At 59.5% G+C, this 25,240-nt stretch carries 24 protein-coding genes and 1 pseudogene; 15 read left to right on the top strand and 10 right to left on the bottom strand.

Annotated elements, in window-relative coordinates; all coding sequences use genetic code 11:
* Positions 1 to 148 precede the first annotated feature (148 nt).
* From K3F49_RS37230 to K3F49_RS37205, 6 genes are all read left to right on the top strand, one after another.
* On the top strand, positions 149 to 712 hold the full coding sequence (locus K3F49_RS37230) for a hemerythrin domain-containing protein (protein WP_234685834.1): 564 nt from the start codon (positions 149 to 151) through the stop codon (positions 710 to 712).
* A 74-nt stretch (positions 713 to 786) separates the two neighbouring features.
* Positions 787 to 1,215, top strand: a complete 429-nt coding sequence (locus K3F49_RS37225; protein WP_234685833.1) for a hypothetical protein — start codon at positions 787 to 789, stop codon at positions 1,213 to 1,215.
* A gap of 248 nt (positions 1,216 to 1,463) precedes the next feature.
* Entirely contained in the window at positions 1,464 to 2,075 is a 612-nt protein-coding gene (locus tag K3F49_RS37220; RefSeq protein WP_452101158.1) for a c-type cytochrome, read from the top strand.
* Positions 2,076 to 2,085: 10 nt separating this feature from the next.
* Complete coding sequence (locus K3F49_RS37215) at positions 2,086 to 3,330, top strand: c-type cytochrome (protein WP_234685832.1); 1,245 nt, start codon at positions 2,086 to 2,088, stop codon at positions 3,328 to 3,330.
* A gap of 816 nt (positions 3,331 to 4,146) precedes the next feature.
* Entirely contained in the window at positions 4,147 to 4,371 is a 225-nt protein-coding gene (locus tag K3F49_RS37210) for a hypothetical protein (protein WP_234685831.1), read from the top strand.
* Between the two features lie 1,261 nt (positions 4,372 to 5,632).
* Positions 5,633 to 5,842, top strand: coding sequence for a MerR family transcriptional regulator (locus tag K3F49_RS37205; RefSeq protein WP_234685830.1), 210 nt, complete (start codon positions 5,633 to 5,635; stop codon positions 5,840 to 5,842).
* A 224-nt stretch (positions 5,843 to 6,066) separates the two neighbouring features.
* Here the strand turns inward: K3F49_RS37205 and K3F49_RS39770 are convergent, their stop codons facing one another.
* The 3 genes from K3F49_RS39770 to K3F49_RS37195 form a co-directional block, all read right to left on the bottom strand.
* Positions 6,067 to 6,444, bottom strand: a complete 378-nt coding sequence (locus K3F49_RS39770) for an AMP-binding enzyme (protein ID WP_452101157.1) — start codon at positions 6,442 to 6,444, stop codon at positions 6,067 to 6,069.
* A 26-nt stretch (positions 6,445 to 6,470) separates the two neighbouring features.
* Positions 6,471 to 6,767: an AMP-binding protein gene (locus K3F49_RS37200; protein WP_234685829.1), complete on the bottom strand. Its 297-nt coding sequence runs from the start codon at positions 6,765 to 6,767 to the stop codon at positions 6,471 to 6,473.
* Positions 6,768 to 6,853: 86 nt separating this feature from the next.
* Positions 6,854 to 8,956 carry an alkyl/aryl-sulfatase gene (locus tag K3F49_RS37195; protein WP_234685828.1) on the bottom strand — a complete coding sequence of 701 codons (2,103 nt, stop codon included), beginning with the start codon at positions 8,954 to 8,956 and terminating at the stop codon, positions 6,854 to 6,856.
* 301 nt (positions 8,957 to 9,257) lie between these two features.
* On the opposite strand from K3F49_RS37195, the gene K3F49_RS37190 reads away from it, so the two are divergent.
* Positions 9,258 to 11,048 carry an adenylate/guanylate cyclase domain-containing protein gene (locus tag K3F49_RS37190; RefSeq protein WP_234685827.1) on the top strand — a complete coding sequence of 597 codons (1,791 nt, stop codon included), beginning with the start codon at positions 9,258 to 9,260 and terminating at the stop codon, positions 11,046 to 11,048.
* A gap of 134 nt (positions 11,049 to 11,182) precedes the next feature.
* On the opposite strand, the gene K3F49_RS37185 is transcribed toward K3F49_RS37190, so the two are convergent.
* Positions 11,183 to 11,989 carry a transglutaminase-like domain-containing protein gene (locus tag K3F49_RS37185; protein ID WP_234685826.1) on the bottom strand — a complete coding sequence of 269 codons (807 nt, stop codon included), beginning with the start codon at positions 11,987 to 11,989 and terminating at the stop codon, positions 11,183 to 11,185.
* Between the two features lie 192 nt (positions 11,990 to 12,181).
* Between K3F49_RS37185 and K3F49_RS37180 the strand changes: the two genes are divergently transcribed.
* The 4 genes from K3F49_RS37180 (at position 12,182) to K3F49_RS37160 (ending at position 14,831) form a co-directional block, all read left to right on the top strand.
* Entirely contained in the window at positions 12,182 to 12,451 is a 270-nt protein-coding gene (locus tag K3F49_RS37180) for a hypothetical protein (RefSeq protein ID WP_234685825.1), read from the top strand.
* Positions 12,452 to 12,815: 364 nt separating this feature from the next.
* Positions 12,816 to 12,995 (top strand): hypothetical protein, encoded by a 180-nt coding sequence (locus tag K3F49_RS37170; protein WP_195790363.1) that lies wholly within the window; start codon positions 12,816 to 12,818, stop codon positions 12,993 to 12,995.
* 854 nt (positions 12,996 to 13,849) lie between these two features.
* Positions 13,850 to 14,068, top strand: coding sequence for a hypothetical protein (locus K3F49_RS37165; RefSeq protein ID WP_234685824.1), 219 nt, complete (start codon positions 13,850 to 13,852; stop codon positions 14,066 to 14,068).
* A gap of 397 nt (positions 14,069 to 14,465) precedes the next feature.
* Complete coding sequence (locus K3F49_RS37160) at positions 14,466 to 14,831, top strand: hypothetical protein (RefSeq protein ID WP_234685823.1); 366 nt, start codon at positions 14,466 to 14,468, stop codon at positions 14,829 to 14,831.
* Between the two features lie 575 nt (positions 14,832 to 15,406).
* Here the strand turns inward: K3F49_RS37160 and K3F49_RS37155 are convergent.
* From K3F49_RS37155 to K3F49_RS37140, 4 genes are all read right to left on the bottom strand, one after another.
* Positions 15,407 to 15,613 carry a hypothetical protein gene (locus K3F49_RS37155; protein ID WP_234685822.1) on the bottom strand — a complete coding sequence of 69 codons (207 nt, stop codon included), beginning with the start codon at positions 15,611 to 15,613 and terminating at the stop codon, positions 15,407 to 15,409.
* Positions 15,614 to 15,653: 40 nt separating this feature from the next.
* Entirely contained in the window at positions 15,654 to 15,896 is a 243-nt protein-coding gene (locus K3F49_RS37150) for a hypothetical protein (RefSeq protein ID WP_234685821.1), read from the bottom strand.
* Positions 15,897 to 15,992: 96 nt separating this feature from the next.
* Positions 15,993 to 16,244 carry a type VI secretion system-associated protein TagO gene (locus K3F49_RS37145; protein WP_234685820.1) on the bottom strand — a complete coding sequence of 84 codons (252 nt, stop codon included), beginning with the start codon at positions 16,242 to 16,244 and terminating at the stop codon, positions 15,993 to 15,995.
* 725 nt (positions 16,245 to 16,969) lie between these two features.
* The gene (locus tag K3F49_RS37140; protein WP_234685819.1) at positions 16,970 to 17,152 is read right to left on the bottom strand and encodes a hypothetical protein; all 183 of its coding nucleotides are present in this window, start codon (positions 17,150 to 17,152) and stop codon (positions 16,970 to 16,972) included.
* A 225-nt stretch (positions 17,153 to 17,377) separates the two neighbouring features.
* Here K3F49_RS37140 and K3F49_RS37135 point away from each other — a divergent pair, with 225 nt between their 5' ends.
* From K3F49_RS37135 to K3F49_RS37120, 4 genes are all read left to right on the top strand, one after another.
* On the top strand, positions 17,378 to 18,118 hold the full coding sequence (locus K3F49_RS37135) for a transglutaminase family protein (protein WP_346657398.1): 741 nt from the start codon (positions 17,378 to 17,380) through the stop codon (positions 18,116 to 18,118).
* Between the two features lie 309 nt (positions 18,119 to 18,427).
* Positions 18,428 to 19,345 (top strand): class I mannose-6-phosphate isomerase, encoded by a 918-nt coding sequence (locus K3F49_RS37130; RefSeq protein ID WP_234685818.1) that lies wholly within the window; start codon positions 18,428 to 18,430, stop codon positions 19,343 to 19,345.
* Complete coding sequence (locus K3F49_RS37125; RefSeq protein ID WP_234685901.1) at positions 19,333 to 21,609, top strand: glycosyltransferase family 4 protein; 2,277 nt, start codon at positions 19,333 to 19,335, stop codon at positions 21,607 to 21,609. Before K3F49_RS37130 ends, K3F49_RS37125 begins: the two co-directional genes overlap by 13 nt.
* Positions 21,610 to 21,650: 41 nt before the next feature.
* Positions 21,651 to 22,949, top strand: a complete 1,299-nt coding sequence (locus K3F49_RS37120) for a glycoside hydrolase family 130 protein (protein ID WP_234685817.1) — start codon at positions 21,651 to 21,653, stop codon at positions 22,947 to 22,949.
* A gap of 344 nt (positions 22,950 to 23,293) precedes the next feature.
* Here the strand turns inward: K3F49_RS37120 and K3F49_RS39565 are convergent.
* Both K3F49_RS39565 and K3F49_RS37110 read right to left on the bottom strand, forming a co-directional pair.
* A pseudogene (locus tag K3F49_RS39565) lies at positions 23,294 to 24,051 on the bottom strand (sensor histidine kinase).
* A 128-nt stretch (positions 24,052 to 24,179) separates the two neighbouring features.
* Positions 24,180 to 24,455 (bottom strand): response regulator, encoded by a 276-nt coding sequence (locus tag K3F49_RS37110; RefSeq protein ID WP_234685816.1) that lies wholly within the window; start codon positions 24,453 to 24,455, stop codon positions 24,180 to 24,182.
* Positions 24,456 to 25,240: the final 785 nt, after the last annotated feature.

The raw sequence follows: 25,240 nt of genomic DNA, 5'->3' as shown, positions 1-25,240 counted from the left end.
TCGGAATGCGGCTCAATTGCTCATCGCGTAAACTCATTCACCAGTCGTGGCGGGGCGAGTGCTCGCCTCCCGACATGATCATTGATCTGGCTCAAAGACCGAGGTAGCGCTCGAGACTATATTTCAAGGTGGATTGCGGAGCGCCATCATGATCATCGAGCGCTTGTCCCAAGAGCACCGAAACATCGAGAAGTTGCTCGCCATCCTCGAGCAAGAACTCGAGGTGTTCGACCGCGGAAATCGTCCCGACTACGAAGTGATTCACGCTGTGATCAGCTACTTCGAAGTCCATCCGGAGGTGTATCATCACCCCCAGGAGGATTTGGTCTTTGCCAAACTGAAAACGCGCGATCCAGTGGCGGCCGCGGGGGTCGGAGATCTCGCTCGCGAACATCGGAAAGGGGCCGACCGGTTGCGCCAAGTCGCTCGGACGGTGGACAGCGTGCTCGCGGACCGTGAGCTTCTTCGCGATGACGTGGATGCCGTCGTTCGCGAGTTCATCGAACATGAACGGCGTCACATGGCGATGGAGGATCGTGACTCCTTTCCGGCCGCGATCAAAGCCCTCGAACCGCAGGATTGGGCGGAGATCGCTTCGACCGTCACCGTTCACAAGGATCCGCTGTTCAGCGATGTGGCCGAAGAACGCTTCGATGCGCTACGGGCACATATCCTTCGGCTCGAGCAAGAGGCCGAGCTCGAACGAAAATGACGGCAGGGTCATCTGGCTCCGGACTTGTTGTCTGTCGATGCTGACCGCGGGACGAACTACGATGGGAGGATGCTATGGAATCGGCGATGAAATCGGATCGGATCGCAGGCAGGATCTTGAGCGGTTTCTCGGATTGGCTCTGGCGATTGTATGATGACGCGGGTAGTCGCGGCCTCCGCCCCGGCGATGTGGACCTAATCGCCCAAGATCTTCGAGTGTCTCGGGCCGAGCTCGAAACCCTCGTTTCCCGCGGACGCCAGACGGCGGATGAGCTGCCGAAGCTGCTTGCATCGTGCGGCATCGTCGAGTCGGAGCTCGCCCGCGAGGAGCCGGGCGTGTTGCGCGACATGACGCTCGTATGCTCGCTCTGCGTAGCGAAATCGCGGTGCAATCGCGAGCTGAAGTCTGGGAGCGCCACGCACCACATTCACGAATATTGCGCCAACGCCTTCGCTATCGACGCGCTGAAAGCGCTCCCGCGTCGGCAGAAACCTTGCGGATAGTCTGAAATGGCGCGGCTCTGGACTCCTAGGTACTCCGGAGTCCCGCTGCGACCGCCCCGCGCGACACAAGCTTTCGACTTTAGTTCCGTTGCGGAACAAACGCGTTCCTAAGCCGTTTAGCTTCCCTCATTGCGCTGCTTTGGGGAGGCCGCGTGTTGCTAAGGGTCATCATCATCGGGCTGGGACTGGGGTTTTTCGCCCTGACATTTCCCGTTTCCGCTCAAGCACCTGGGCAACCGCCGGATACGATGGCGGCACGGGTCGAAGCCTGCACGCCATGCCATGGCAACCAGGGTCAAGGCACCAGCGACGTCTATTTTCCGCGGCTCGCAGGCAAACCCGCCGGCTATCTCTACAACCAGCTTCTCGCCTTCAAGAACGGGCGGCGGAAATACCCGCCGATGAACTACCTGCTCGAATACTTGGGCGACCCATACCTTCAGGAGATGGCTGATTACTTCGCCGAGCAGCGTCCACCGCTACCCGCGCCGGCCGCAAACGACGTCAGCAAAGAGGTTCTCCAGCATGGCCAGACCCTGGTCGGGCGCGGCGATCCCGCGCGGCAGATTCCCGCGTGCGGCAGTTGCCATGGCCCGGGACTCACGGGCATGGAGCCGGGAATCCCTGGCCTGCTGGGTCTTCGGCCGAACTACATCAGCTCGCAACTCGGCGCCTGGCGCTACGGGACGCGCACGGCCAAGTCTCCGGATTGCATGCAGCAGGTTGCCGCCCGTCTGACGGAGGCGGACGTGACCGCGGTGGCGGCCTACCTCGCAAACCGACCGGCTCCGGTTGCCATCGCGCCCGCACCGAAGGGAGCCTACGTGCTGCCCTTCGCGTGCGGAAGCGAGCCGGACTGAGGAGACGGCGATGCTTTCACGCGCACGAATCCTTGGCTTGCTCCTGCTTCCGCTCCTCGCGGGCCCCGACGCTCGCGCGCAGCAACCAGGCGACCTCGTCAACCGCGGCGAGTACCTCGCGCGTGCCGGCGACTGCATCGCCTGCCACACGGCTCCGGAAGGCCGCACCTTCGCCGGCGGGCGCGCGATGCCGACGCCGTTCGGCACGCTCTACTCGTCCAACATCACGCCCGACCGCGAGACCGGCATCGGCAAGTGGACGACCGAAGACTTCTACAAGGCCATGCATACCGGCCGCTTCCCCGACGGCGGTCTGATGTATCCCGCGATGCCGTTCGCCTCCTACACGAAGGTCACGCAGGCCGACAGCGCCGCGATCTTCGCCTACCTGAAGTCGATCCCGCCGGTGAACCAGAGGAACCGCGAGCACGATCTCCGCTTCCCCTACTCCAACCGCCAACTGATCCTGGGCTGGCGCACGCTGTTCTTCACCGAGGGCGAGTACAAGCCCGACCCCTCCAAATCGGACGAATGGAATCGCGGCGCCTACCTCGTCGAGGGACTCGGCCATTGCGGCATGTGCCATTCGCCGATCAACGCGCTCGGCGGCACCTCGCAGTCCGACGCGTTCAAGGGCGGTCTCATTCCGATGCAGAACTGGTACGCGCCGTCGCTGACCTTCAACCGCGAGGCCGGACTCGGCGACTGGAGCCTCAAGGACATCGCCGACCTCCTGAAGACCGGCGTTTCGGCACGGGGTGTCGTCTACGGCCCGATGGCGGAGGTCGTGCACAACAGCCTGCAGTACCTGACCGACGAAGATACGAACGCCATGGCGGTCTACCTGAAGAGCATCGCCGAGCCGACAACGCGGCCCGCCGCAAGTTCGACGGCTTTACCGACGACCGAGAGCAGCTTGCTGATCAGCCTCGGCAAGACGGTCTACGACGCCCGCTGCGCGAGCTGTCACGGCGCGCAAGGAGAAGGCCAGCCGCCGCACTGGCCGCCGCTCGCCAACAACCAGTCGATCGAGATGGAATCGGCCGTCAACGCGATCCGGATGGTGCTGAACGGCGGCTATCCGCCGGGCACGGAAGGCAATCCCCGTCCCTACGGCATGCCACCCTTCGCAGGCCTTCTGTCGGACAACGAGGTGGCTGCCGTCGTCTCCTACATCCGCACCGCCTGGGGCAACCGCGGCGCGCCCGTGAGCGCCCGGGAAGCCAACGAACTGCGCTCGGTGCCCCTGAACTGAGGCCGAAATGATCAACTCGGAACTCCCTGAACAGATCGACCACACGGCCGATGATCGCGTGAACCGGATCGTGGCCGCCGGACCAAATTAGCAGAATCATTCTGGCTAGAGTCCCCGGAGGTGGTGATGGACCTCAAGCGGGCGCAGTCAGATCCCATACGCTTTCGATGTCGTCCAAAAACCTGCGCTTTTTCTCCGTTGCCCGTTTCGTTGTGTCTTAGACGATGTTTCGATTGGCTTCGCGCATGAAAACAGCAGAATCGTCTCACGGGTTGAATCGCACGGCAAGCGCAATCGAACTAACCTTTAGTCGTCTCCCAGTTTTCGACCAGCGGATGCTTCGGCATCAGTCCGAACGCACGTCGCTACTCCGGCGTCGCCTCCATCAGGCGCGAGTTCATTCGAATCGGGAACACGAAGAGGCCCAGGCGGCGTCGAAATGGGCAAGCACGGCTGGATAGCATTTGGCCTCGGAACCTTCTTTTCTCTCCTCATCGGCTGCGGCCTCACGGCCCTGCTGTTTTTCAGCAGCCGTAGCGGTCATGCGACGCCGCCGACCCGTTCCGGCATCGGGAGCCTGGCGATCGGTAGTTCGCCCACCCGCAGCCCATCGCGACGATTAAGGGCGCCGAGAATTTCGTGCGGGCGGTTGCGGACAGAGAGGCTGACGCGTGATCCCCGCGGTTTCAGTTGGATCAAAATGCCGCCAATCGCGTAAGGGCAATTCAACTACGCGAACTGGGGACAAGGACGCTTGCCCTCACCCAGACACCGTCCAAGACCAAAGGTCGCAGACTTGGTCGGACTGGACGTGCAATGGCAATCAGCATCAAGCCGAAAGGCGAGACATTCCTCATTTTTGCGGATGAGCTGCCCGTGTTGGAATGCAGCGACATGGCCGTCGCCGTAAGGGCGGTCATTGAGGCCAACCAGCAACTCGACGAAGTCCCAAATGGCAGCACGCAGGGGAGCGGCAGTATCTGCATGAGTCAGTCCCAACGGATAGACCACGCACCCACTTGCGCGCAGCGTCCTCGGTGATCCCATCCGCCCCCACCTCGGCAAACTCGCGTTGCATTTCGAGGAATACGGCTCGCCAGCGCGACACAGTGTTAGGGGCGGGCGTCGTTGCCGTAACGAAAGCCTCGAACAATTCCCAGCAACTCACGCCTGCCGCGCGGGCTTGCCCCTCTGTGAACAGCGGGAAGCTGTCCGGCGTATCGTCACGGGAGTAATCGCCATTGGCGCGCCGCTCTAGCACCGAAAGTGCTTGCAGGAGGTTGTCGCTAACGGCATCCACAAAGAGAGCATAGGCGCTGGAATTGAGTGCCATTCCTTCGCTGGCGAGAAACGTCGCCACCCGCGCACACTCGGCGGCTTGGGGCCGCACTGCCTCTCGAACCTCTGGGGCCTTTTCCCAATCGTTATAGCGGTGGTGGTGCTCTTCGTGGTCATCGGGCCTATGGGGAAGCAACACGTCCGATACCCAGAGGTCGCTTAGCTCTCGCCAATGGCTTGCGCGGCGCGGGTCGTCCTCATGCTGCTTCACGAACCAGTTGTACCAACGTCCCGCAAGAGCGATTGCGTTTAGCCTCGTGAGTGGTTGACCCTCGCCGTTTCTTTGGGCTCGCAGGGTCGCAATGCGCGTTTCGACCTCTGCTTCCCACTCGCCAAGTCGGGCCTTAGCTTCGTGCTTAGGTGTGCCAGCCGCGAGTTTGAGATGCGCTTCACGCTTGGTCCCGTAAAGACGTTGGTAGTCTTCGCGGACATCCTCGGGGATGCCTTTGCGCGCAAATCACCGACCATCAGAAGCTCTATTCAACCCGACCATACGCAATGCCATTTGTAGCGCCTTTTGTATTTTAGGCGGCGCAAATAGGTCAGGTCTATCAATAAGATGCTGAGAATGCGGGGTTATCCGCAACGGTGGTACAGTTGGGTGGGCTCGAACCACCGACCTGCAGTTCAACCTCTCAAGTCAAAAGCACTAGGTGACAAGACAAGCGTCCGCGAGCTGCGCTTCCACGCCCGTCCGATTCGCACCCTACGGTACTCTGGACTCGGCGGCCACATCTTGTTCCCTTTGTTTGGCATCGTGGGCAACTTAGATCGGTGCAGCTCGCGCAATTGGATAACGCCCAAATGACGCCAAAGTGGGTTAGGAGGAACCTCGTCAGCCACCACAACGGCAGGCCTTCTGGCGAGCCCGCATCGACAGCGTCGCGCCATGGATTATGCGCATCTCACTCAGTGGGGTTTTGATCCCGATTGCGGGAAATCATCGAAGTGCATGCAGGGACTTATGGTTGACAATGATAACAACAGCCGGCGCCGGCTCGTCGAGTTCAAGGATGGTTGCCGCTATGGCAAATTCGGAAAGACTAAGGCCTATGAGCTGATCGCTCACGAGAGGATCAGGGCCTACAAGATGGGAGGCAAAACCATGATCGATCTCGACAGCGTGGATGAATATCACGCTTCGCTGCCGAGGGTCGAAACGAGAGCAAGCTAGGAAGCCAGTTTGCGCAGCGAGATGGCGGACACACCTTGCCCAAGCTATCGAGGCGGCCAGGCTAGCGCTGAATTCAACGCAGCGTTCCGCTCAATGGGCAGCACCATTATGGATGCTGCAGGTCCCTTCCTTGTCGTTGTCATGCTGGCGCCGCACCCATCTCGTCGCATCGCAGGTACTTTTTTCTTCGTGTCACGGGCAAGCTGGCTTCCATTCCATCGCCGTCAAACGCACCCCCTGAACAGGGTCGACTTAGGCGAGCGGCAAGCATGCGCGGAGGGGTTGCCGCCGGAGCCAATTCGCGGCGCATGATCCGCAGCGGATCGTAACGTCCCCGCCATTTCGCGAAGAACGAACTTCTGTATCTTTCCCGTCGCAGTCATTGGCATCGTGCCGACCAATTCGAGATGCTCCGGCCAGTAGGATCTGGCTACGCCCGACTCCCTCAGGAAAGCTTGCATCTCGGTGAAGCTGAATGATTTCTCAGGTTGCAAGACGGCGAACGCGCAAGGGCGTTCGCCAAGTCGCCGACCCGGCATCGCGACAATCGCCGCTTGCCGCACGCTAGGGTGGCGGTAGAGTACGTTCTCTATTTCGATCACCGGGATATTTTCGCCGCCGCGAATGATCACATCCTTCGAGCGGCCTGTGATGGTGACGTATCCTCTGCATCAAGACGGGCGAGATCTCCGGTGTCGAACCAGCCGTCGGCATCAACGTTGTAGAGTTCCGGGCGCTTGAGATAGCCAACGAAAGTGCTCGTGCCGCGCGTTAGCAAGCGACCGGCGCTGCCCGCCTGCAGCGGCTCGCCTTCGGCATCGACGACGCGGAGCGCCAGGCCGACGGTCGGATATCCATCTGTTTCATAGACCTTGTGCTCGGGATCATCCGGCTTAGTTGCGCTAACGAGGATATTCTCGGTCACCGATTGGCCGAAAGAGCATCCGTCGGTTACAGCCGACTTTTGCAACAAAATCGGCCAGAAGCAGCCTTCCAGCGCCGCGCCAGCGTTCAGTCATATTCGACGAGATCGCGAACCTCAAAAGGCTTCGGCGCGGGCGTAGATACCTTCCCGGCGGTGCCCGGCAGAACCTCGAAGTCGGGCGTGAACGGAACAAGGATGGCGCGAAGGCTATCGAATCCACCCCGATCGCCCTCGAACCGAGCCTTGCCGGACGCGAGCAAATCATCAAATGATGCTTGCCCCATCATCACCTGGTTGAGATCAGCGCGGTTCAGGGTCACAGTTAGGTCCGGGTTCTTCGCCTGGAAACCCTTGATGGTGGTGAGCGTCGCATTGCTCAGTTCGACCGCGTACTGCTCGCCGTTGTCCGGCGTCACAAGGTTGAAGGTAAATCGCATGCCCTCAGCCTTCTTGGGATCCATGCTAATGCCAATGAAGTCGAGCCATTGCTCGGTGGACATCGCTCGCACTACATCCGGGCCCGTGCTGCGCGGCGGGACGCCCCCCGGCAGGCCATTGCGCAATTCGAACGCACCCTGCAGGAAGCTGTTGCGTACGCTTGTGCTTTCCGACCGGTATCCAAGCTGCTCGTAAGCGTCGGCGAGTAGCCGTCGCGCCCGCTGGTTCTGCGGTTCGGCGAAAACCAGCTTGTTCAGGATCTCGGTGGCGAGCAGGTACTTGCCTTGCCCCATCAGTTCCTCACCCTTGGCGACGATCTTCGCCGAGCCTCCCATCATCTCTACATAGAGCGGCGCGGAATCCTTCGGCGACAGCGGAATTAGGTTAACTGGATTGCCGTCGTAGTGACCGAGGAAACGGTTGATCACCGCACGCGCATTGTTCTGCACATCGCCATGGTAATTGCGCGCAGCCCACTGGTCGCGCAGGCTTTTCGGTACCTCATATACGTTTTGGATTTCATTGATTGTCACGCCCTGGTTGGCGTAGTGGAGTACCTGGTTGTTCAGGTTCGCGTAGGCATCGCGCTGCGCCCGGAGCACCTCCTGGATACGCGGGTTGCCCCAGCGCGGCCAGCTGTGCGACGCGAACATCACTTCCGCCTCCTGTCCGAACACGTACAGCGCCCGGTTGATCTCCTTCGACCAGTTCAGGGCGTTCCGCACCTGCGCACCACGCAGCGTGTAGATATTGTGGATCGTGCCGGTAACAATTTCCGAGGTCCAGAGCGCCTTAAACTGCGGGAAGTAGGTGTTCATCTCCACGGGCGCCTCGGTGTCGGGCGCGTTTTGAAACACCATGTTCACACCGTCGAGCGTGATCTCCTCGCTCTCGTTCTTGACCAGCCGATTAGGCGCGATCAGGCCTGTGTTGCCGTTGGCCACGTTCTTCCCGATCGCCTGGTCGAAATGGCCGAACGGACTGCGCTGCAGCAGTACCGCGTATTGCCACTGCGAGCGGCGGGACATCGCGTTGCCGGCGAAGACGTTCTCGGCGATTGCCTCCTGCAAGAAACCGTCAGGCGCGATGACCATCACCTTGCCGATGGCGACATCGGCTTCGTCGACTACGCCGCGCACTCCACCAAAATGGTCGACGTGCGAGTGCGAGTAGACGACACCAACGACGGGGCGCTTGCCAAGCTTTTCATTGATGAACTCGAGCGCCGCGCGCGCAGTTTCCTGCGCAGTCAGCGGATCAAAGACGATCCAACCCGTATCGCCCTTGATGAAGCTGATGTTGGCAAGGTCATAGCCGCGCACCTGATAGATACGACCGGGGACGACCTCGTATAGGCCGTAGGCCATATTCAGGACGGCCTGCCGCTGCAGCGAGGGATGGATGCTCTCGAAATCCTTCCCCGTCAGGAGCCAGCCGTAGCTGGCCATGTCCCACGCGACGTGCCCGGCATCGGCCATGATCTTCGTGTATGGCGGTTCGGCGATGAACCCTCGTTTTGCCTCGTCGAAATCGCGCTTGTCGGCGAACGGAAGCTCGGCCTTCTGGCCGTTGCGCAGTTCGAGCGTGAACTTCGACGGCGGCTTTCCAAGCGGATCGAAATGCGCAGTCGCTCCGCCGTCCGGCGGAAGCAATGAGGTACCGGGGGTCTGGCCTTGCGCGCCAGCGCCAACTGATAACAGACCGGCAAACAAGAGCGGCAAGCCGAGCAGCAATTGAGCGATTCTTGTCATTTGAACCCCGCTATGATGCTGAGACTGTGGCTACCACATTTTAGCACATCGACTATGCAAAGTCGGCAGAAAGGACATTCCTGAGGGCTCGATGGGCACCGGGACGTCGGCTTGGGGTCAAAATGCGAAGAACTCAACCTGAGCAAATCTAGTCTGCCGTACCCCAATGAGCGGACCTCGTGGATGGACATCGCTGCTTCGCCGATGGGCCAACTGCCGATATCGCCTAGGTGGCTAATACGTCAAATTCGCATGGCCGTGTTGTCCGATCCGTCGTAGGCTGTGGTTTGGGTTGCGAGCGATGGTGCAGGAGCGGCCAGTCCGGATCGAGCGAAGATTGTCGGCGATATTGGCCGCCGACGTCGCTGGCTACTCGCGGCTCATGCACAATGACGAAGAGGCTACGCACGCCAAACTAACGGTGCTCCTCACCGAGGTTATCGTCCCGGCAATTGGTGAACACGGAGGCCGCATTGTCAAAAACACTGGCGATGGGTTCTTAGCGGAGTTTCCGAGCGCGGTCGAAGCGGTTCGAGCTGCCTTGCAATTCCAAACCCGCATTCATGAACTTACAATCGATGAGGCGGAAGATAATCGCATTGCTTTCCGCATGGGCATCAATATCGGGGACGTAATTGTAGAGCCGCATGACATCTTCGGCGACGGGGTGAATATTGCGGCGCGACTTGAGAGCATCGCAGAGCCCGGAGGCATCTGCATCTCGTCTTCTGCTTACGAGTATATCCGGGGCAAGGTCGGCGTTCAGTTCATTGATCTAGGTGAGCAGAACCTCAAAAACATCGCCCGGCCGGTTCGGGTCTATGCGGCAGTCCCGAATGGGCCTAGCTCGGCGGCACAAGCTACGCGCCCGAAGCTTAAGCCGCTTTCTCCGCCTCGTCTTTCTATTGTTGTGCTGCCTTTCACCAATCTTAGCGGTGATCCGGAGCAAGAATATTTCGTTGATGGTGTAACTGAAAGCTTGACCACGGACCTATCGCGGATCAGTGGCTCGTTCGTTATCGGCCGACACACCGCATTCACGTACAAGGGCAAGGCAGTCGATCTTAAGCAGGTCGGTCGCGAGCTAAACGTTCGGTACGCGCTTGAAGGGTCAGTGCAGCGCCGCGACAGCAGACTGCGCATCAACGTGCAGCTAATCAACGCCGAAACTGGCACACATCTATGGGCCGATCGCTTCGACAAACCCGTCTCCGACTTGTTCGACATGCAGGATGAGATCGTATCGCAGCTCGCTAACACACTGACCTCGAAGCTCATAACGGTAGAAGCGCGTCTGGCAGAGAGGTCGATGCATCCCGACGCGACGGACTTAATTTTTCAGGGCAAGGCATGTTTGTACGAGGCGACCACCGCCAAGCAGTTAATCCAAGCGCGTAGCTTTTTCGAACGTGCATTGGCTATCAATCCCCGAAATGTCGGAGCATTGCTCGGTATGGCAGCGAGCGACTTTCGCATGGCGTCCAGTCTGCTGGCTGATGATCGCATCGCGTGCTTTGCAGCAGCTGAAGCAAAGGTGATCGAAGCGTTGTCGATAGCGCCCGACCATTCATCGGCTCACATGATGTTGGGTAGCGTCTGCATTTATACCAACCGCGCTGTCCAAGGGATCGCAGAGTGCGAACAGGCATTGCGACTTGATCGCAATGAGGCCTACGCGCATAGTTCAATAGGGTTGGCAAAATACTACTTGGGTCGTCCTGCCCAGACCGAAGGTCATGTACTCGATGCCCTCCGTCTCTCTCCTCGGGACAGTGGCGCCGCTGCGTGGATGGCCGTTGTTGGCGTGGCCAAGATACAGCTCGGCTTAGATGCCGAAGCCGCCGGTTGGCTGCGGCGAGGTATTGAGGCGAACCGTAACTTTGCTTTCGGTCAGTTTGGACTGGCCGCCGCCCTTGGTCTGCTCGGTGCTCTCGATGAAGCGCGCGCCGCCGTGACGGCAGGACTTGCGCTGGACCCGAACTTTACTATCCGGCGCCTCCTCGCAACGCGACTGAGCGATAATCCAACTTACCTTGCTGGGCGGGATCGCATCTGCGAGGGTATGCGCAAGGCCGGTGTGCCGGAGGGGTGATGTCGCCTTTGGGTCAAAATGCGAAGAACTCAGGGTGAGCAAAATCTGGTCCGCGATGCCCCAATAAGCAGACCTGCACCAGACGGGGTGTCACTTCGCTGATGGGCCAATCTCGGAAGTGAGATCTTCCTTCGTCACACGATCTCTTCGGTCCAGACCTTGAAGCTGACCAGTGTGTTTGGCCCGAACGTCTGGGTGATCGGCACATCGGAGGCGTCGCGGCCCTGCGCGATCAGGATGCGGCCGATCCTCGGCACGTTGTTGCGCGGATCGAAGGTGCGCCAGTGGCCGCCGAGATAGGCTTCGAACCAGCCGGCGAAATCGCCCGCGGCCCAAGGCTTTGGCGTGCCGATGTCGCTGAGATAGCCCGTGCAATAGCGCGCGGGAATGTTCATGCAGCGGCAGAACGCGACGGCGAGATGGGCGTAATCGCGGCAGACGCCCTTGCCTTCCGCGTAAGCCTCCCACGCCGTCTTGCTGGCGCGCGCATGCTCGTATCCGAATGCGATGTGACGGTGCACGAAATCGCAGATCGCCTGGACCCGCGCCCAACCCGGCGGTGTTTTCTCGAACAATTGCCAGGCGATTTCCGAAAGCCGCTCGGTTTCGCAATAGCGGCTGCCGAGCAGATAGACCAGGGTATCCGCGGGCAGGTCCTCGACCGCATGCTGAACTGCAGAAGCAAGCACCGGATCGAGCAGGCCGCTGTCGCGAACGACGCCATCGGCCGCGAGACGCACACGACCGGCGGGCGCAACCATGCGGCTGCACCAATTGCCGAACATGTCGCGATAGGGGCCGATCTCGATGGCGGGGTCGGTAATGAGGAAGTCCGGCACGATCACATCGGACGCACGCGTGAAGTGTGTGCCCAGCACCATGATCATCGGCGTCGGTTGCGGAAAATCGTAGAGCATTTCGAATCCGACGCGAATCTTCATTCGAAATGCCTTTCAAACTCCTTACAGTTGAAATGGCTACGAAACGAACCAGTACAAGGCTTCGACTGGGTTATTCGGTCAAATGCGGCCGGCAGCGGAAAAAACGATAGCTAATTGCCGCAAAAGCGCGCAGGCTGTGACGATGTCCGCAAAACCTCATGACTTCGCGCGCAGATTCGCCGGGCTGCCGGCATGACCACGCGCACGCGACGGGAAACGGTTCATTTCAGGCATCCCTTCCGCATCAAGGGTATCGACCGGCAGCTCGCATCGGGAGCTTACGAAATCATCACCGACGAGGAGATGATCGAAGGCCTTTCGTTTCCGTGCTACCGGCGGGTCGCAACCATGATCATGGTGCCCGGCGCGCCGCCGCAACGATCCGCGATGGAGATGATCTCGATCAGTTCGATCGATCTGTCCGACGCGCAACGCATCGATGCGAGTGCGCCGCGTGACTGAGACCCCGATCGAGTTCGACAAACATCACGGCATGGCGGCGCAGAAAGCCACCGATATCCGTCGCGTAATCGCCGAAGTCGAGGCCAATGCGAAGCTGCTGCGTGACAAGCAGGGCGTTGTGAGATCCTCGCCGCTCCGGCCACCTCGTGGTCCGAGGCGGTGGCCAAGGCGCGTTTCGTGCTCAATCTGTATTCCGCCGGCCTACTGGCCGCCGACACCCATCACCGCGACCTGGGTCCGCGGTGCTTGCGGACCTTACCCGACTTTCGGGGAAGAGATCTGAACAAACCAGTGTTTCGCTCAAGTGAGCACTTCATCCTGCCCGTTCGTGCCACGATGGGACGGCCTAACCGAAAGCACCATGATGCAAAATCTCTCGCCTCGTCACGTCATGACAGAAGAATCGCTTCGTCTCGGTGTGGAATCCGGCTGGTACTCGACCAAAGTCAGCGGAACCTTCGTCTCGGGCCCGCATTCTTCCGAAGCCGACTGCTTGCGCAGGATCGCAGAAATCAATCCGCCAACAGCGAAAAAGAAGACCTAAGTCCGCTCTGTTTCGGGAGAAAGGTTTGATGCTCGCACGCGGCAACATCCGGGGTATGACGACGAACAGATGGGCCTGCTGCTTTTTATGCTGAACGGCGCTAGGGAAGTGAAGGGCCGTTGATCGCCTCTTGCTATTGTTTGAGACAAGGGACGTTGCCCGAGCGCGCCAAGAAGGTCCGTAAAGAGTGGTTAGCCGATACAGATGCCAATCTCGACGAACGCTATCAGCAGCATCACCATAACCGCCGTGTCCGCTTTGGTGCCAATGACGGATATCGGTAAAGATGAGATCGGATATCGCGGCGCTACTGTCGATGCCAATCAATGTTGATCGTTGAGAAGCCGCCAGCCGCGCAATTCTGACCCTGCGGATCGAAACCGTGATTGCGCCGATCTAAAAATGGCGGAGTGCTTGAATACCGTGTCGATTGCTCGGAGTTGTCTCGTTACTAGACCGTTAAAAGGCGCAGGGTGATTTATCACCGTTTCGCGCTTTCGGCTGTTGTCGGTGACTGACAGTGTTGAGCTCCCGCCGTGGTGAAAGGGAGATCCTATGCCCCAGAATACCCCGCCTCCCATCTGCCCGAGGTGCAGCAGGCCTATGCGATTTGTGCTCGTGAAAACGGGAGGGCGCAAATTCCGCTGCGTCGATTGCGATGTAACAGGTCTCCTTAAATTGCTGGAGGTCACACAGCTTCTCACGGTCGAATTAGCATCCCGAGCTAAATTGCCTCCGTTGGTTATGGCGATGGTCGCCTGGATATTCCCAAGTGTCCGACGTGGCGTCCGAATTGTCTCGCTATCTGGTTACAACAAGCGCAGCTTGGTTCTGGGGCCTCTGGGAGGTCAGTCATGAGCGGCAATATTTTTAATAGCAATGGCACCCGCGTTGGGGTGGTGGATGGCGCGACTATATTCAGCCTTAACCGCCAAGAACTTTATCATCTAAAAGGGATCAACATCTATCGACTTTCCGGCGAGTTGGTCGGCCATCTAAACGGGACGCAAGGCACCGATAGGCGGCTCGATCGTTCCACTGACAAGCTATTCTCCGCCAGAGTCAGTCCTTAAAGGCCCTGCCACAATGGTGATCGCCGAGACACCTCTCTGCCTGGCCCATAATCTGGAGCGGTCATGAACGTCGTCGGGACCAAGCCGCTGATAGCTGCAATCACGGCCTGAGACCGCGCTCAGAGACGACGGCACTGCTACCTTAGGACTGGAACTAAGAAGGTGCTGTACAGCATTAGGCCAACAGACTATCGTTGAATGGGAAGGTGGCAGTTGTTCGCCTTGAAGCTGTCCATGAAGCGGTGACTTCCGAAGTCGCTGCTCGTCGTCGTAGCGGCAGCTAGCGTGCCATCGGAAGGCGCAATCTCACACAGCTGGATGTTTGCCAAGCGCGGACGCGAGCGGCGTCTGTGGCTGCGAACCCGCTTGTGCGCAAAATAAGGAGACCATCATGAGAATGCCCGACATTTTGCAAGGTGAGGCGCGGACTCGCTTCCTCCAGGGAATCGCTTTCGGCGCTGTTGCGGCGATAACGATCGGATTTTCCTGGGGCGGCTGGGTCACCGGCGGTACCGCCCAAACCATGACCGCAATGGCGGAGACCAACGGTCGGATGTCTGTCCTGGTCCCGATATGTGTCGCGCAGTTCACAGCGGCCGACGGCGCCGTCGCCAAGTTCAAGGCGGCGGGCTCCTATTCAAGGGACAACGTCATCGGCGAATTTGTGAAGACCGTTGCCTCCACGAGTATGGACTATTCATTCGCCAAGGCGTGCGCAGCCGGCGTAGAAGCTGAACTCTCAAAGACGGCCACAAAGAGCTGAGCGGTCGCTTCGCCAAGAAGGGGTCCAGCGAAATGAGCGCTCTTGGGTCCGGGCGGCCGTCCTACCTTGTATATGGCTTGTTGGCCGTCATCCTATTCGGCGGTCAAAACGAATTCCGCAACCATGGCCCCGGCCCTGACACTCAATCGTTGACGCCTCGCGCGTTTTTTCATTGGGAACCACACGGGCACGTCCACGCCGGCGAGTGAATCCGCCGCCTCGTTTGTCTGGAAGGCTACGCAGGCGGCGATCCATCGGCTTGCATCCGATAGCGTACATCGGTGCCCGCCCCGAGAATGTTCGCTTTGCGGTCACAAGCAGCAGTCCGGCCGTTCTGTTTGTCAGGTCCGGTTCTCCTCTGAGAGCGGACTATGCGGCCCCTCGTAGTCAGTTCGGCTAGCCAATGAGCCGACAATGACCGCAATGGACGCGCTTCACTTCCGATCGCCAACCATTCCCATCATTGGGGCGAGCCGGAAGATCTCGCCGAGCTTGCGATGTGTCTGGCGTCACCGGCGCGCGGTACATCGCGGGCACGGTGATCCCGGTGAACGTCGGCTTACGGCGGATCAGTTCTAGGGCGAGTTTTCCGACGACATCGACATCTCTCCGCTTATGGCGCGGTCCAAGGCGTCGATCAGCGTTTGCAGCTCGACGAATTTGTTGCGTGCACGCTCGGCTTTGTCGCGATCAAAGGGAGCGGCCAGCACGGTCGCATACGCGTCCCTATCCTCGATCATGCGACTACGGGCTTTCTTGAGTATTTCAAGTCGCGCACTCATCAATATTCGCCTTCTTGTCGCTTTGATCCGAACCGAAGACTCAATTGAAGGCCGCCGGTAGCTCACCTTCGCGAAAGATAACCGTAGGCTCATCGTCATAGTCGCCCATTTCGGGATCGCCACTCGACGAGAATGCAACGACAGCAAGCTTGCTCAACGCGAGGCGCTCCGCCGTTCGGAGCGCGGCACTTTCCGTTTTGCAGACTATCGGAGAGTCCGGCTTCAGATGTCCGCCGTTGCCGGCGTTGAACGCCTGCACGATATAGGTCGTTTCGCGGGCCATAAAGGCTCCCTTGAGTGCTGACAAACGCCAACGGCCGCGACGGGTCGTTTCGCCCCGCTCCCTGTCTCGCGCTTCCCCACTGCCATGTCGCAAATCTCAGCAGCCGCGACAGATATTCTTCAGCTTCGCTGCGGTTCGGGCCTCTTCCGCCGTGAACGGGTCCTTGTATGCCGCTCGCGATGCGTCGCTCTCGACCGTCACGGGCGCCTTGATTTTTGGAGGAAAGGCAGCGTCATAACAAGCGAGGCGCCCGCTTGTGTTTTCGATCGCTCGGCAGTCGAGTTCCCGGGCGAGAGCGTTTTGCGCAAAAGTGCAGAGCACAAACACCGCAAGAGACATCTTCATCATGTGCCTTTCCGACAACGCTCATGAGGTTCAATGCGGCCCTCATGCTTTGAGCTGATCGAACTCGTCGGACAGCAGGATGCGGCCTCGCGGCGTGCAAATCCGCACGTCCGAATACCCCTATCCAGGAGCTCATTCGCCTTCTTCAAGGCCGCAGCGGTCGTGTCGTGGCCAAAATGACGCGGCCCGATTGATGGTCCCCGCTGACCAGGAATTGCAGCTGTGTCGCCCTATCCATGCAGGACGGCCGCCGCGAACACCAGGAACAAAAGAAAGAGCGGAACGATCACCGGGGGCACGATCCAGTCGGCCAGACGAAACCGCGACATGCGCGCTCCTCCTCTTCGGCGGGAGCGCTCGTCACCCTCAGTCACCGGTCGAAGCCGTGGGAAGGGCGGTGATGTCGCAACCCTACGCTTCCCCAGTGAGAATAGCGAACTTTAAAACGCGGCCGCCGTCGTGGACTCCGCAATCAGCGCCCGTCGTGTCGCGCCCCGAACTTGAGAGTAGATTGTCGCCCATGAAAGGAATCGGCTCGGAGCGTCGGCACCCAAAATGCGCGCCGCGCAATCCGAAGGCCGAAGTCCCGTCGAGGTCCGGCCGAAACCTCTCCGCTCTTGTAAGCGCGATCAATGCAGGTAGAAAGACATACGGCACCTCCGCGCGACCGTTGGCGGGAGGTAATTGTTCGCGCGCAGGAGACCGCTGTTTGCCATACTCAGCCGTTTTTATTGCCGGTTGATGGACAGCAGCGCGAACAGGGCAGAATCACCCTGAGTTTGAGCAGCCTCCCGCGTAGTTTCAAAACCCGCCGCGATCTCTGTTGTACCGTCTGAAACGTTCCACTTCCAACGTCCCTGACCGGATTGCGACACGGCGACGTCGAGCAGGCGAACTGGGAATTTGGCCATCACAGCAATATGCGCCTGAGTTCCGCAGATACAAGTGCGCCGTGCGCCGCGATCGCATAGTCTGTCGCGAACTGCTTGCCGGCGGATTATTGGAGCTCCTGTTGGTTGCGCTTCGAATTCAACATAAAACCATCTATCGTTTCCGTGGGTTGGTGAGCCTTGGACCACACCGCTTGATGCTTCCGCCCACGCGAAAGTCGCGACCTTCGTCTGGCATCGCATGACTTGACGATAACGCCGGCAGCGGTGCTGACATGGGCACATGACGTCTTCGGTAATGCAGTCGCTGTGGCCAATTTCGCGGGCATGACCGACATGCTCGCTATCGATAGCGTGGCGAATATCTCGCTCAACACGGCTGATTGGCCAATTTTTGCCATCGCAGCTTCGGCCATCTCCTACCCATTCCGCTACTCCGCCGACGAATGGACCGACCTCGGAGCACTGACTACTGCGCAATACCCCGATCCGGCCGAGCGGTTGCAGAACTGGGCGACAGGTTTCGTCCGCAGCAATCCGACCGATACGCTTTCCCTGCTTAAGGACCTGAATGCAGGTGTCGCGCAACGCATCCAGTACCAGAGCCGTGAAGTCGAGGGCACCCAATCGCCCACCGAGACGCTCGACCGTGGCTGGGGCTCGTGCCGTGACTTCGCGGTGTTGTTTGCAGAAGCAGCACGCAAGCTCGGCTTCGGTACGCGCGTCGTGTCAGGTTATCTGCACGATCCGAACCACGACCTGCTCGGCTCTGCCGAAGCGGGCTCGACCCACGCCTGGGGCGAGGTTTTTGTCCCAGGAGCGGGCTGGATCACTTTCGACCCGACCAACCGCAGCGTCGGAGGCCGCAACCTGATCCCGGTTGCGGTCGGCCGCGATATCAGCCAGTGCACGCCGGTGACAGGGAGTTTCTTTGGCGGCGGTGACAGCTTCCTGAGCATGGATGTCGCGGTGTCGGTCACCTCATAGCCAGAACATGCCGAACTATCGACTGCGGCATGACCGAAGATAGTCATATCTATCCGGGAGGAAAGGGCGCACAGTCGGTGACGTTTTCGTCGCCCGTCGAACGATGATGCCAATCCGGACGTCATCCTTCGCAGAACTGGCTTGCGGAACTGAGCTGCCATGCGAGTCGCCGTAAACGGTGCTGGCAGCGAACGAGATTAGCGCAACCACATCACCGAGGCCAAGCCCACGCCGCTCTCATTCTCGAAGAGAGAGCGACGCCTGAATCGCGCGCGATACGGCTTGCGCCGCAGAGGCCAGGGAGACCGAGTGTCGATCGAGCGCGCCATCGTAGAGGCCCGACGCAAGCCGTGGGGAAGCCGCAATTTGCTTCCCTGGAGCGACATCGCAGCCGGTGACGATCCGATTGGCGAATTATGGTTTCGGCGCGCGGACACGACTTCTCCGGAGAGCGTGCTGCTGCTCAAGCTGCTCTTCACGACCGAGCCGCTGTCCATTCAGGTTCATCCCGACGATATTTTCGCCCGATCAATCGGTCTGGCCAATGGCAAGACCGAGGCATGGTACATTCTTTCCGCTGTGCCTGATGCGCGGGTTGCGATCGGATTGAAGCGTTCGCTCTCGTCGACGGAGCTGCGAACCGCCATTTCCGATGGCTCGATTGTCGACCTTGTCCAGTGGCGTTCGGTTCGCTGCGGTGATGCTATTTTTGTTCCCGCCGGCACTATTCATGCGATCGGCGCGGGTATCGTTCTTGCCGAAATCCAGCAGCACAGCGACGCCACGTTCCGCCTTTTCGACTACGGACGGCAGCGTGAGCTGCATCTCGAAAATGCCGTTGCCGCTGCAAAGGCGGCGCCGGCACCGCGTCAATCGCCTTCGCGAAGACTCAATGAGACGCGAACGGCCCTCGTCACCAGTGCCCATTTTTTCCTCGAACAAATTGATCTTGCCGCTGGCTCGGTCTGGACGCTCGATGCCCACAACGAGGCGTGGATCATCTTGATCAAAGGACAAGGCCAGATGGCAGCAGCGACAATGTCCGCCGGTCAGGCCGTCTTTCTCGAGGCAGATCAGCTCAAGATCGAGGTCGGCCCCGAAGGCTTGAGGGCACTCCTCGCCTATCCCGGCCCACATGCAGATTCAGTTGCACTCGTCGAGCAATACCCAGACATGCCCGGGCATCCCCGGCCGAAAACGGAGGAGGTACAAACGTGGTCGCGCTAAATCGGGTCGCAATCATCGGCAATTCGCTGCCTCGCCGGTGTGGCATAGCCACGTTCACGACCGACCTTCAGCGCGCTGTCGCTGCCTCGCGGCCTGATCTGGAGACGGTCGTCGTCGCGATGACCGACCACGGCCAGGCCTATGACTATCCTTCTACGGTCGGATTTCAGATCAACGACGATCAGCCGGAGGACTATATTCGTGCGGCAGAGTTCTTGAACGACGGCCGATTCGAGGTTGTTTCTCTTCAGCATGAATTTGGCATTTTCGGCGGCGACTCCGGCAGTCACATCCTGGCCCTGCTGTCGCGCCTGAATATGCCAGTCGTGACCACGCTCCATACCGTGCTTACCGAGCCGACGAAGGTGCAACGCGAAGTCATCGTCCGGATTTCCGAGATATCGTCCAAGATCGTGGTGATGGCCGAAAAGGGCCGCGAATTGCTCCGAACCGTTTATCAGGTGGTCGACGAAAAGATCGAGGTCATCGCGCACGGAATTCCGGAATTTGCGTTCGTTGAACCGGACGAGGCCAAAGCCAGGCGAGGCTTCAGCGACCGGGCGGTCATTCTTACCTTCGGCCTTCTGTCGCACAACAAGGGCATCGAAGTCATGATCGATGCCATGCCGGCGATCCTGAGAAGCCGTCCTGATGCGGTCTATGTCGTGCTCGGCGCTACCCATCCGAACCTGATACGCGACCAGGGCGAGGCCTATCGCGACAGCCTCGTGGCGCGTGTTCGCAAGCTCGATATCGACAAGAACGTCGTGTTTCTCGACCAGTTCGTCGATCAGCCGACGCTGCTCGATTTCATTTCGATGTGCGATGTCTATGTTACGCCGTATCTGAACGAAGCCCAGATGACGTCGGGCACGCTGGCTTACAGTTTTGGCCTGGGAAAGGCGGTCGTCTCCACACCGTACTGGCATGCGCGCGAGTTGTTGGCCGACGGCCGTGGTATCCTGGTTCCGTTTGGAGATACCGCAGCCATCGGCCATGAAATCGCGAAGCTGCTGACCAACGCGGTGTTGCGGCAGGCCATGCGGAAGCGCGCCTATTCGAGCAGTCGTCCCATGACGTGGGAGCGGACAGCCGAACGTTACGTATCGACGTTCGATAATGCCGGTCGCAGGCATCGTTTAAAGGCAATCGTGCGCTCGGACACCAGCACGCTGCTGCGCGATAGCCGCGCGCCGCCGGAAATGCGCATCGATCATTTCCTGTCGATGTGCGACGACACCGGATTGTTTCAACACGCCGTACATTGCGTGCCGGATCGCTCCCATGGCTATTGTGTCGACGATAACGCCCGCGCGCTGCTACTGGCGTGCGCGCTCAACATTCCCGGCGAGGAACGATTGCCGGAGGTGTTGACGGCGCGGTTTGCCGGCTTTGTCCAGCACGCATGGAATCCCGACACAAAGCGGTTTCGCAATTTCATGGGCTTTAACCGCTGCTGGCTCGAGGATAGCGGCTCGGAAGACAGCCACGGCCGGACCTTATGGGCTCTCGGCGTGTGCGCATTGACCGACGCTAGCCTGTCACGGCGGAGATGGGCTGCGGCGCTGTTCGCCGAGGCTGCGCGGAATGTGGAAGTCTTTCGCTCGCCGCGTGCCTGGGCTTTCGTCCTGCTCGGGCTCGACGGCTACTGTGCCGCCGTCCCGGGCGATGCCGACGCCGCAGATCTCCGGCTTCGCCTGGCGGATCGATTGATCGCGATCTTCAATGCGGTCGAGACTCAGGACTGGACCTGGTTCGAACAAGGCCTTGCCTACGATAACGCCCGTTTGCCGCAAGCCCTCATCCTGACCGGCATCGCGACCGAGGGTGCCGTCTATCTGGACGCCGGCTTGAAATCGCTGCGCTGGCTGGTGAAACAGCAGACTGCCCCGAGCGGTCAATTCCGGCCCGTCGGCACCGCAGGTTTTGGCGAGACGCGCCAGAAGCCGAGGCCGTTCGATCAACAGCCGCTCGAGGCTACGGCCACCATCGCCGCCTGTCTCGCAGCATGGCGCGCCGACCATGATGTCGAGTGGAAGGCCGAAGCCGCGCGTGTGTTCGCGTGGTTTCTCGGCAGCAACGACCTTTCGATGTCTCTGGTCGATCTGGAAACCGGGAGTTGCCGGGACGGCCTGCATCCGGAGCGTCCGAACGAGAACCGCGGCGGGGAATCGGTCGTGTCGTATCTGCTCGGCCTCTGTGAGATCAGGCAACTCGCCCGCCTGAGTGAAAACCGCGCGCAGCCCGCGCCGCTGGTTGCCTGACGCATTATTTTCCCTCTCCTTGAAAACAATCCGAGGACACCTTGTCGCAATCTCCATTCCTGAACCGTCAGACGCTTTATTTGCGGCCCGATCCAACACGGGTCATCGTGCGCCCCTTCAAGCCGGCGACTGAGCCGCGCGATCTCAACCCCACGGACAAGACCCGTGCGAACCACATCGTCGATCGAGTTCTGGCACTCAGTGCCGATGCGGGAGCCCGCCAACTCGACGATGTTCTCGAGAATTTCCTCGGGCGGCACCGCAATTTGCTGCGGGCGTTCGAGGCGCGCGCCAACGAAATGGAAGATGCGTTGGCCGTCCACGCCTCGTTCACGCAAGCGCAACGCCAATTGGTCGGTGCCTATTTTCTCAACGAATATTCGTTCGAAGCGTCTGCCTTGTTCAACCCGAGTATCGTAGCGCATCCCGATCAATCCGGCGCGCCTCCCGGTGGGTTGCGCTTCATCCTGAGCCTTCGTGCCGTCGGCGAAGGCCACATTTCGTCGCTGACCTTTCGGTCCGGAATGATCGCGGCAGACGGAACCGTCAGCGTCGACCCGACGACGCGCCTGGCCTCGAGCCCTGCCATTCTCGCGCAGACGCAGGGGCCGGCCGGGGAGGATGTCGAGGTCGCCTTCCAAAGCGGCGAAGATATCAGCGAACGGGTCATCTTTCCCATTACCGAATCTCAGTCGAATGGCATCGAGGATGCGCGCTTCGTGCAGTTCAGCGATGGCGAACGGCAGATCTACTACGCGACCTTCACTGCCTATAGCGGCAGGGCGATCCGGTCGGAGCTGATCGAGACGTCGGATTTCGTGTCGTTCAGGCTGTCCACCCTGAAGGGCAGCGCCGCGCGCAATAAGGGTATGGCGCTGTTTCCGAAGAAAATCGGTGGCCGATATGCCATGATCGCCCGGCAAGACAATGAAAATCTCTATCTCATCTATTCCGACGACCTCCATACATGGGACGATGGCGGCCAAGCGATTCTGAAACCCGAATTCCCGTGGGAGTTCGTGCAGATCGGCAATTGCGGATCGCCGATCGAACTGGATGAGGGATGGCTGCTGCTTACCCACGGCGTCGGGCCGCTTCGGAAATATTCGATCGGGGCAGCGTTGCTGGACAAGCACAATCCCTCGAAAGTGCTTTTGCGCTTGCGTGAACCCTTGCTTCGGCCCGATCCGTCCGAACGCGAGGGATATGTCCCAAACGTCGTGTACACCTGTGGGGCATTGCGGCATCACGACAAGATCATCTTCCCTTACGCCGTCTCGGATACCTTCTCCAACTTCGCGACAATCAACGTCGCCAACCTGATAACCGCCATGGAATGAACGATAATCGGTTCGTTAATCTTGTTTGATCTCGACTGGAAGAGTTCAAGCCCCAAAGGCAGATCGGTCGGCCGGCATGTCGGTGAAGTGCCTTGCAAACAGACATCCCGACAAGAGGAAGGATGCCACCAACTGAGGCTGGCAGAATTCAAATTCCGAACTGCCTGCGAGCTACGCGGTTCATGAGCGCCAATAGACGGACACTTAGCTTCTCGATCCAGCCGTCTTTCATGTGCTCTTCCTCGTCGAGACGATCGAACTGATCCATGCAGTAACGCCGCTTTCTGTCATCTATGAGCACCAGGCTGCTCCTTGCCGCGCGGTGAGCGAGCTACCGTGGCGCATCACACAGCCGCGATGACTGAGTTGAGCGGGACATCCAACAAGTAGACAAACCCGGATCGCTCGTAAGCGAGATGAACCTGGCCACTCAATTGCTGTCCGAGAGACTCCATCATCCGGGTACCGAAACTTCGTCGTGTCGGCACCTCGACCGCAGGACCGCCGCTTTCGGTCCAAGTCAGCCGAAGGCGCTGCTTCGTCTCGTCAATCGTCCATGCGACCTCTACGCGGCCTGCCGGGTTGGAAAGAGCGCCGAATTTTGTGGTATTGGTGCACAATTCATTGAAAGTCATCGCAAGCGCAATAGCGGCACCGGAAGTAATTCGAATGTCAGGCCCATTGAAATGAAACCGCCTGCCGCCGTTACTATCATAGGGATCGGTTGCCCCGCTTAAGGTATGCGTGAGACTGGCATTTGCCCAACTGACTTGCATGAGCAGATCATGGGCGCGTCCCAACGCGATCAATCGACCCTCCATGGCTTTTTGTCCGTGCTCTACAGCGGCGCGGCTCGGAAACTTTGCGACGCGATTGCGTTCACCGTGGCCAGGGTATTCTTAACGCGATGATGAAGTTCGCCAAGGATAAGCTTCTGCAGCTTGTCGGCTGCCTCGCGCTCCTTGGCGTCAATGCCGGCTTGGGCAAGCAGGGTTTTGGCGTCAATTCCAGCTTGTTCCAGCAATAGCCGAAGGCTGTCATTCTCTGCCGTCAAAACCGCCTCTTGCGCTGAGGGATGAGACCTCTCATCCGCTACGACCATCGCTGCGTTCGGGACAATCTTTAATGCCCCCACACCAATCATCACTTGCAGCTCAGCAGCCATTTCCTGGACACCCAGCGGCTTTCCAAAGAAGCTGCTGTCCGTTGGCCTTTCCGCTTCCGATGGCTTCACCTGACCCGCAGAATGATCTTGATCCCCGGCCAACGGTCGTGGACCGCGTGAGCGAGCTTTAGGCCGTCCATGCTCCCTGGCATCTGAATATCTGTAAACAACAGCGAGATACCTGAGCGCGCTTCGAGAATGGAGATTGCCTCGTCCGCATTGACTGCTTCCACGGCGGTGAAGCCCGCATCTTCAACAATGTCCACCGCGCGCATGCGCAGCACCATTTCATCCTCGACGACGAGAACGTTGGCTGGCGGACCGGTTAAATCTGATGACATAGGGCCGCTCCTGGAGGGAGCCAAAATGGAGGCCCACGCCAATTGCTCAGTGGCGTCAGGCTAACAACGCTGTATCCATCGCAGGCGGAATGCGAATACGGACGTTCGCGCGAAACGCCTGATCAGCGCTCCGCTATCAGGCTAGCTTCTCGCACCGGCATGCCTGACCGAACGTCGTGCAAGCAGGATGCCTCAATGCGCGGCCAAATCTGGCTAGAGCAGCCTCGAACAATAAGGGGACTAGGAAGCCGGTCCGACTCGCCAAGGTGACTGCTTCGTCCGCATTTGCTTGAGGCGCAAAACCGGGTACTGCAATCGCCGCTCCGCCTAGCAGATCCAATATGGCCAGCGCCATAAGAGATTTGATCATTTGGGGATTTCTACTTGGCTGATCGCCGATCCCGCTGCGCTTGAACATTTACAACAACCCAACTGATAAACAGTTCCGGTCGCACAACTTATATTTGAGGAGCCGTTGTCGCTGCGCTGTATCGCCGGGGTCACACGCTGCATCGGCGCCAATAGAGTGTGCGGCTTTGGGCAAGCTTCTATCTCTGGCTTGCCTCCACGGTTGCCGTTCTGATCGCGACATTCGATAAGCCGCTCCGGGACGCGGCTTCGAATTGACAGTCGAATGTCTCATTAGGTTCAAAATGCGAAGAACTCAACCTGAGCAAATCTAGTCCGCGCGGACCTCAGCGAAGTGCGCTGCTACTTCGCTGATGGGCCCATGTGTGGACGGCTCCGGGTTGGCAAGGAGAATCTTCACGTCGCAGTATTGGTCG

This window comes from Bradyrhizobium monzae (assembly GCF_021458635.1).
In the GTDB taxonomy this organism is placed as follows: Bacteria; Pseudomonadota; Alphaproteobacteria; order Rhizobiales; family Xanthobacteraceae; genus Bradyrhizobium.
The sequence above is the reverse complement of the archived record's forward strand: the minus strand, read 5'-3'. Positions and strand labels throughout refer to the sequence as shown.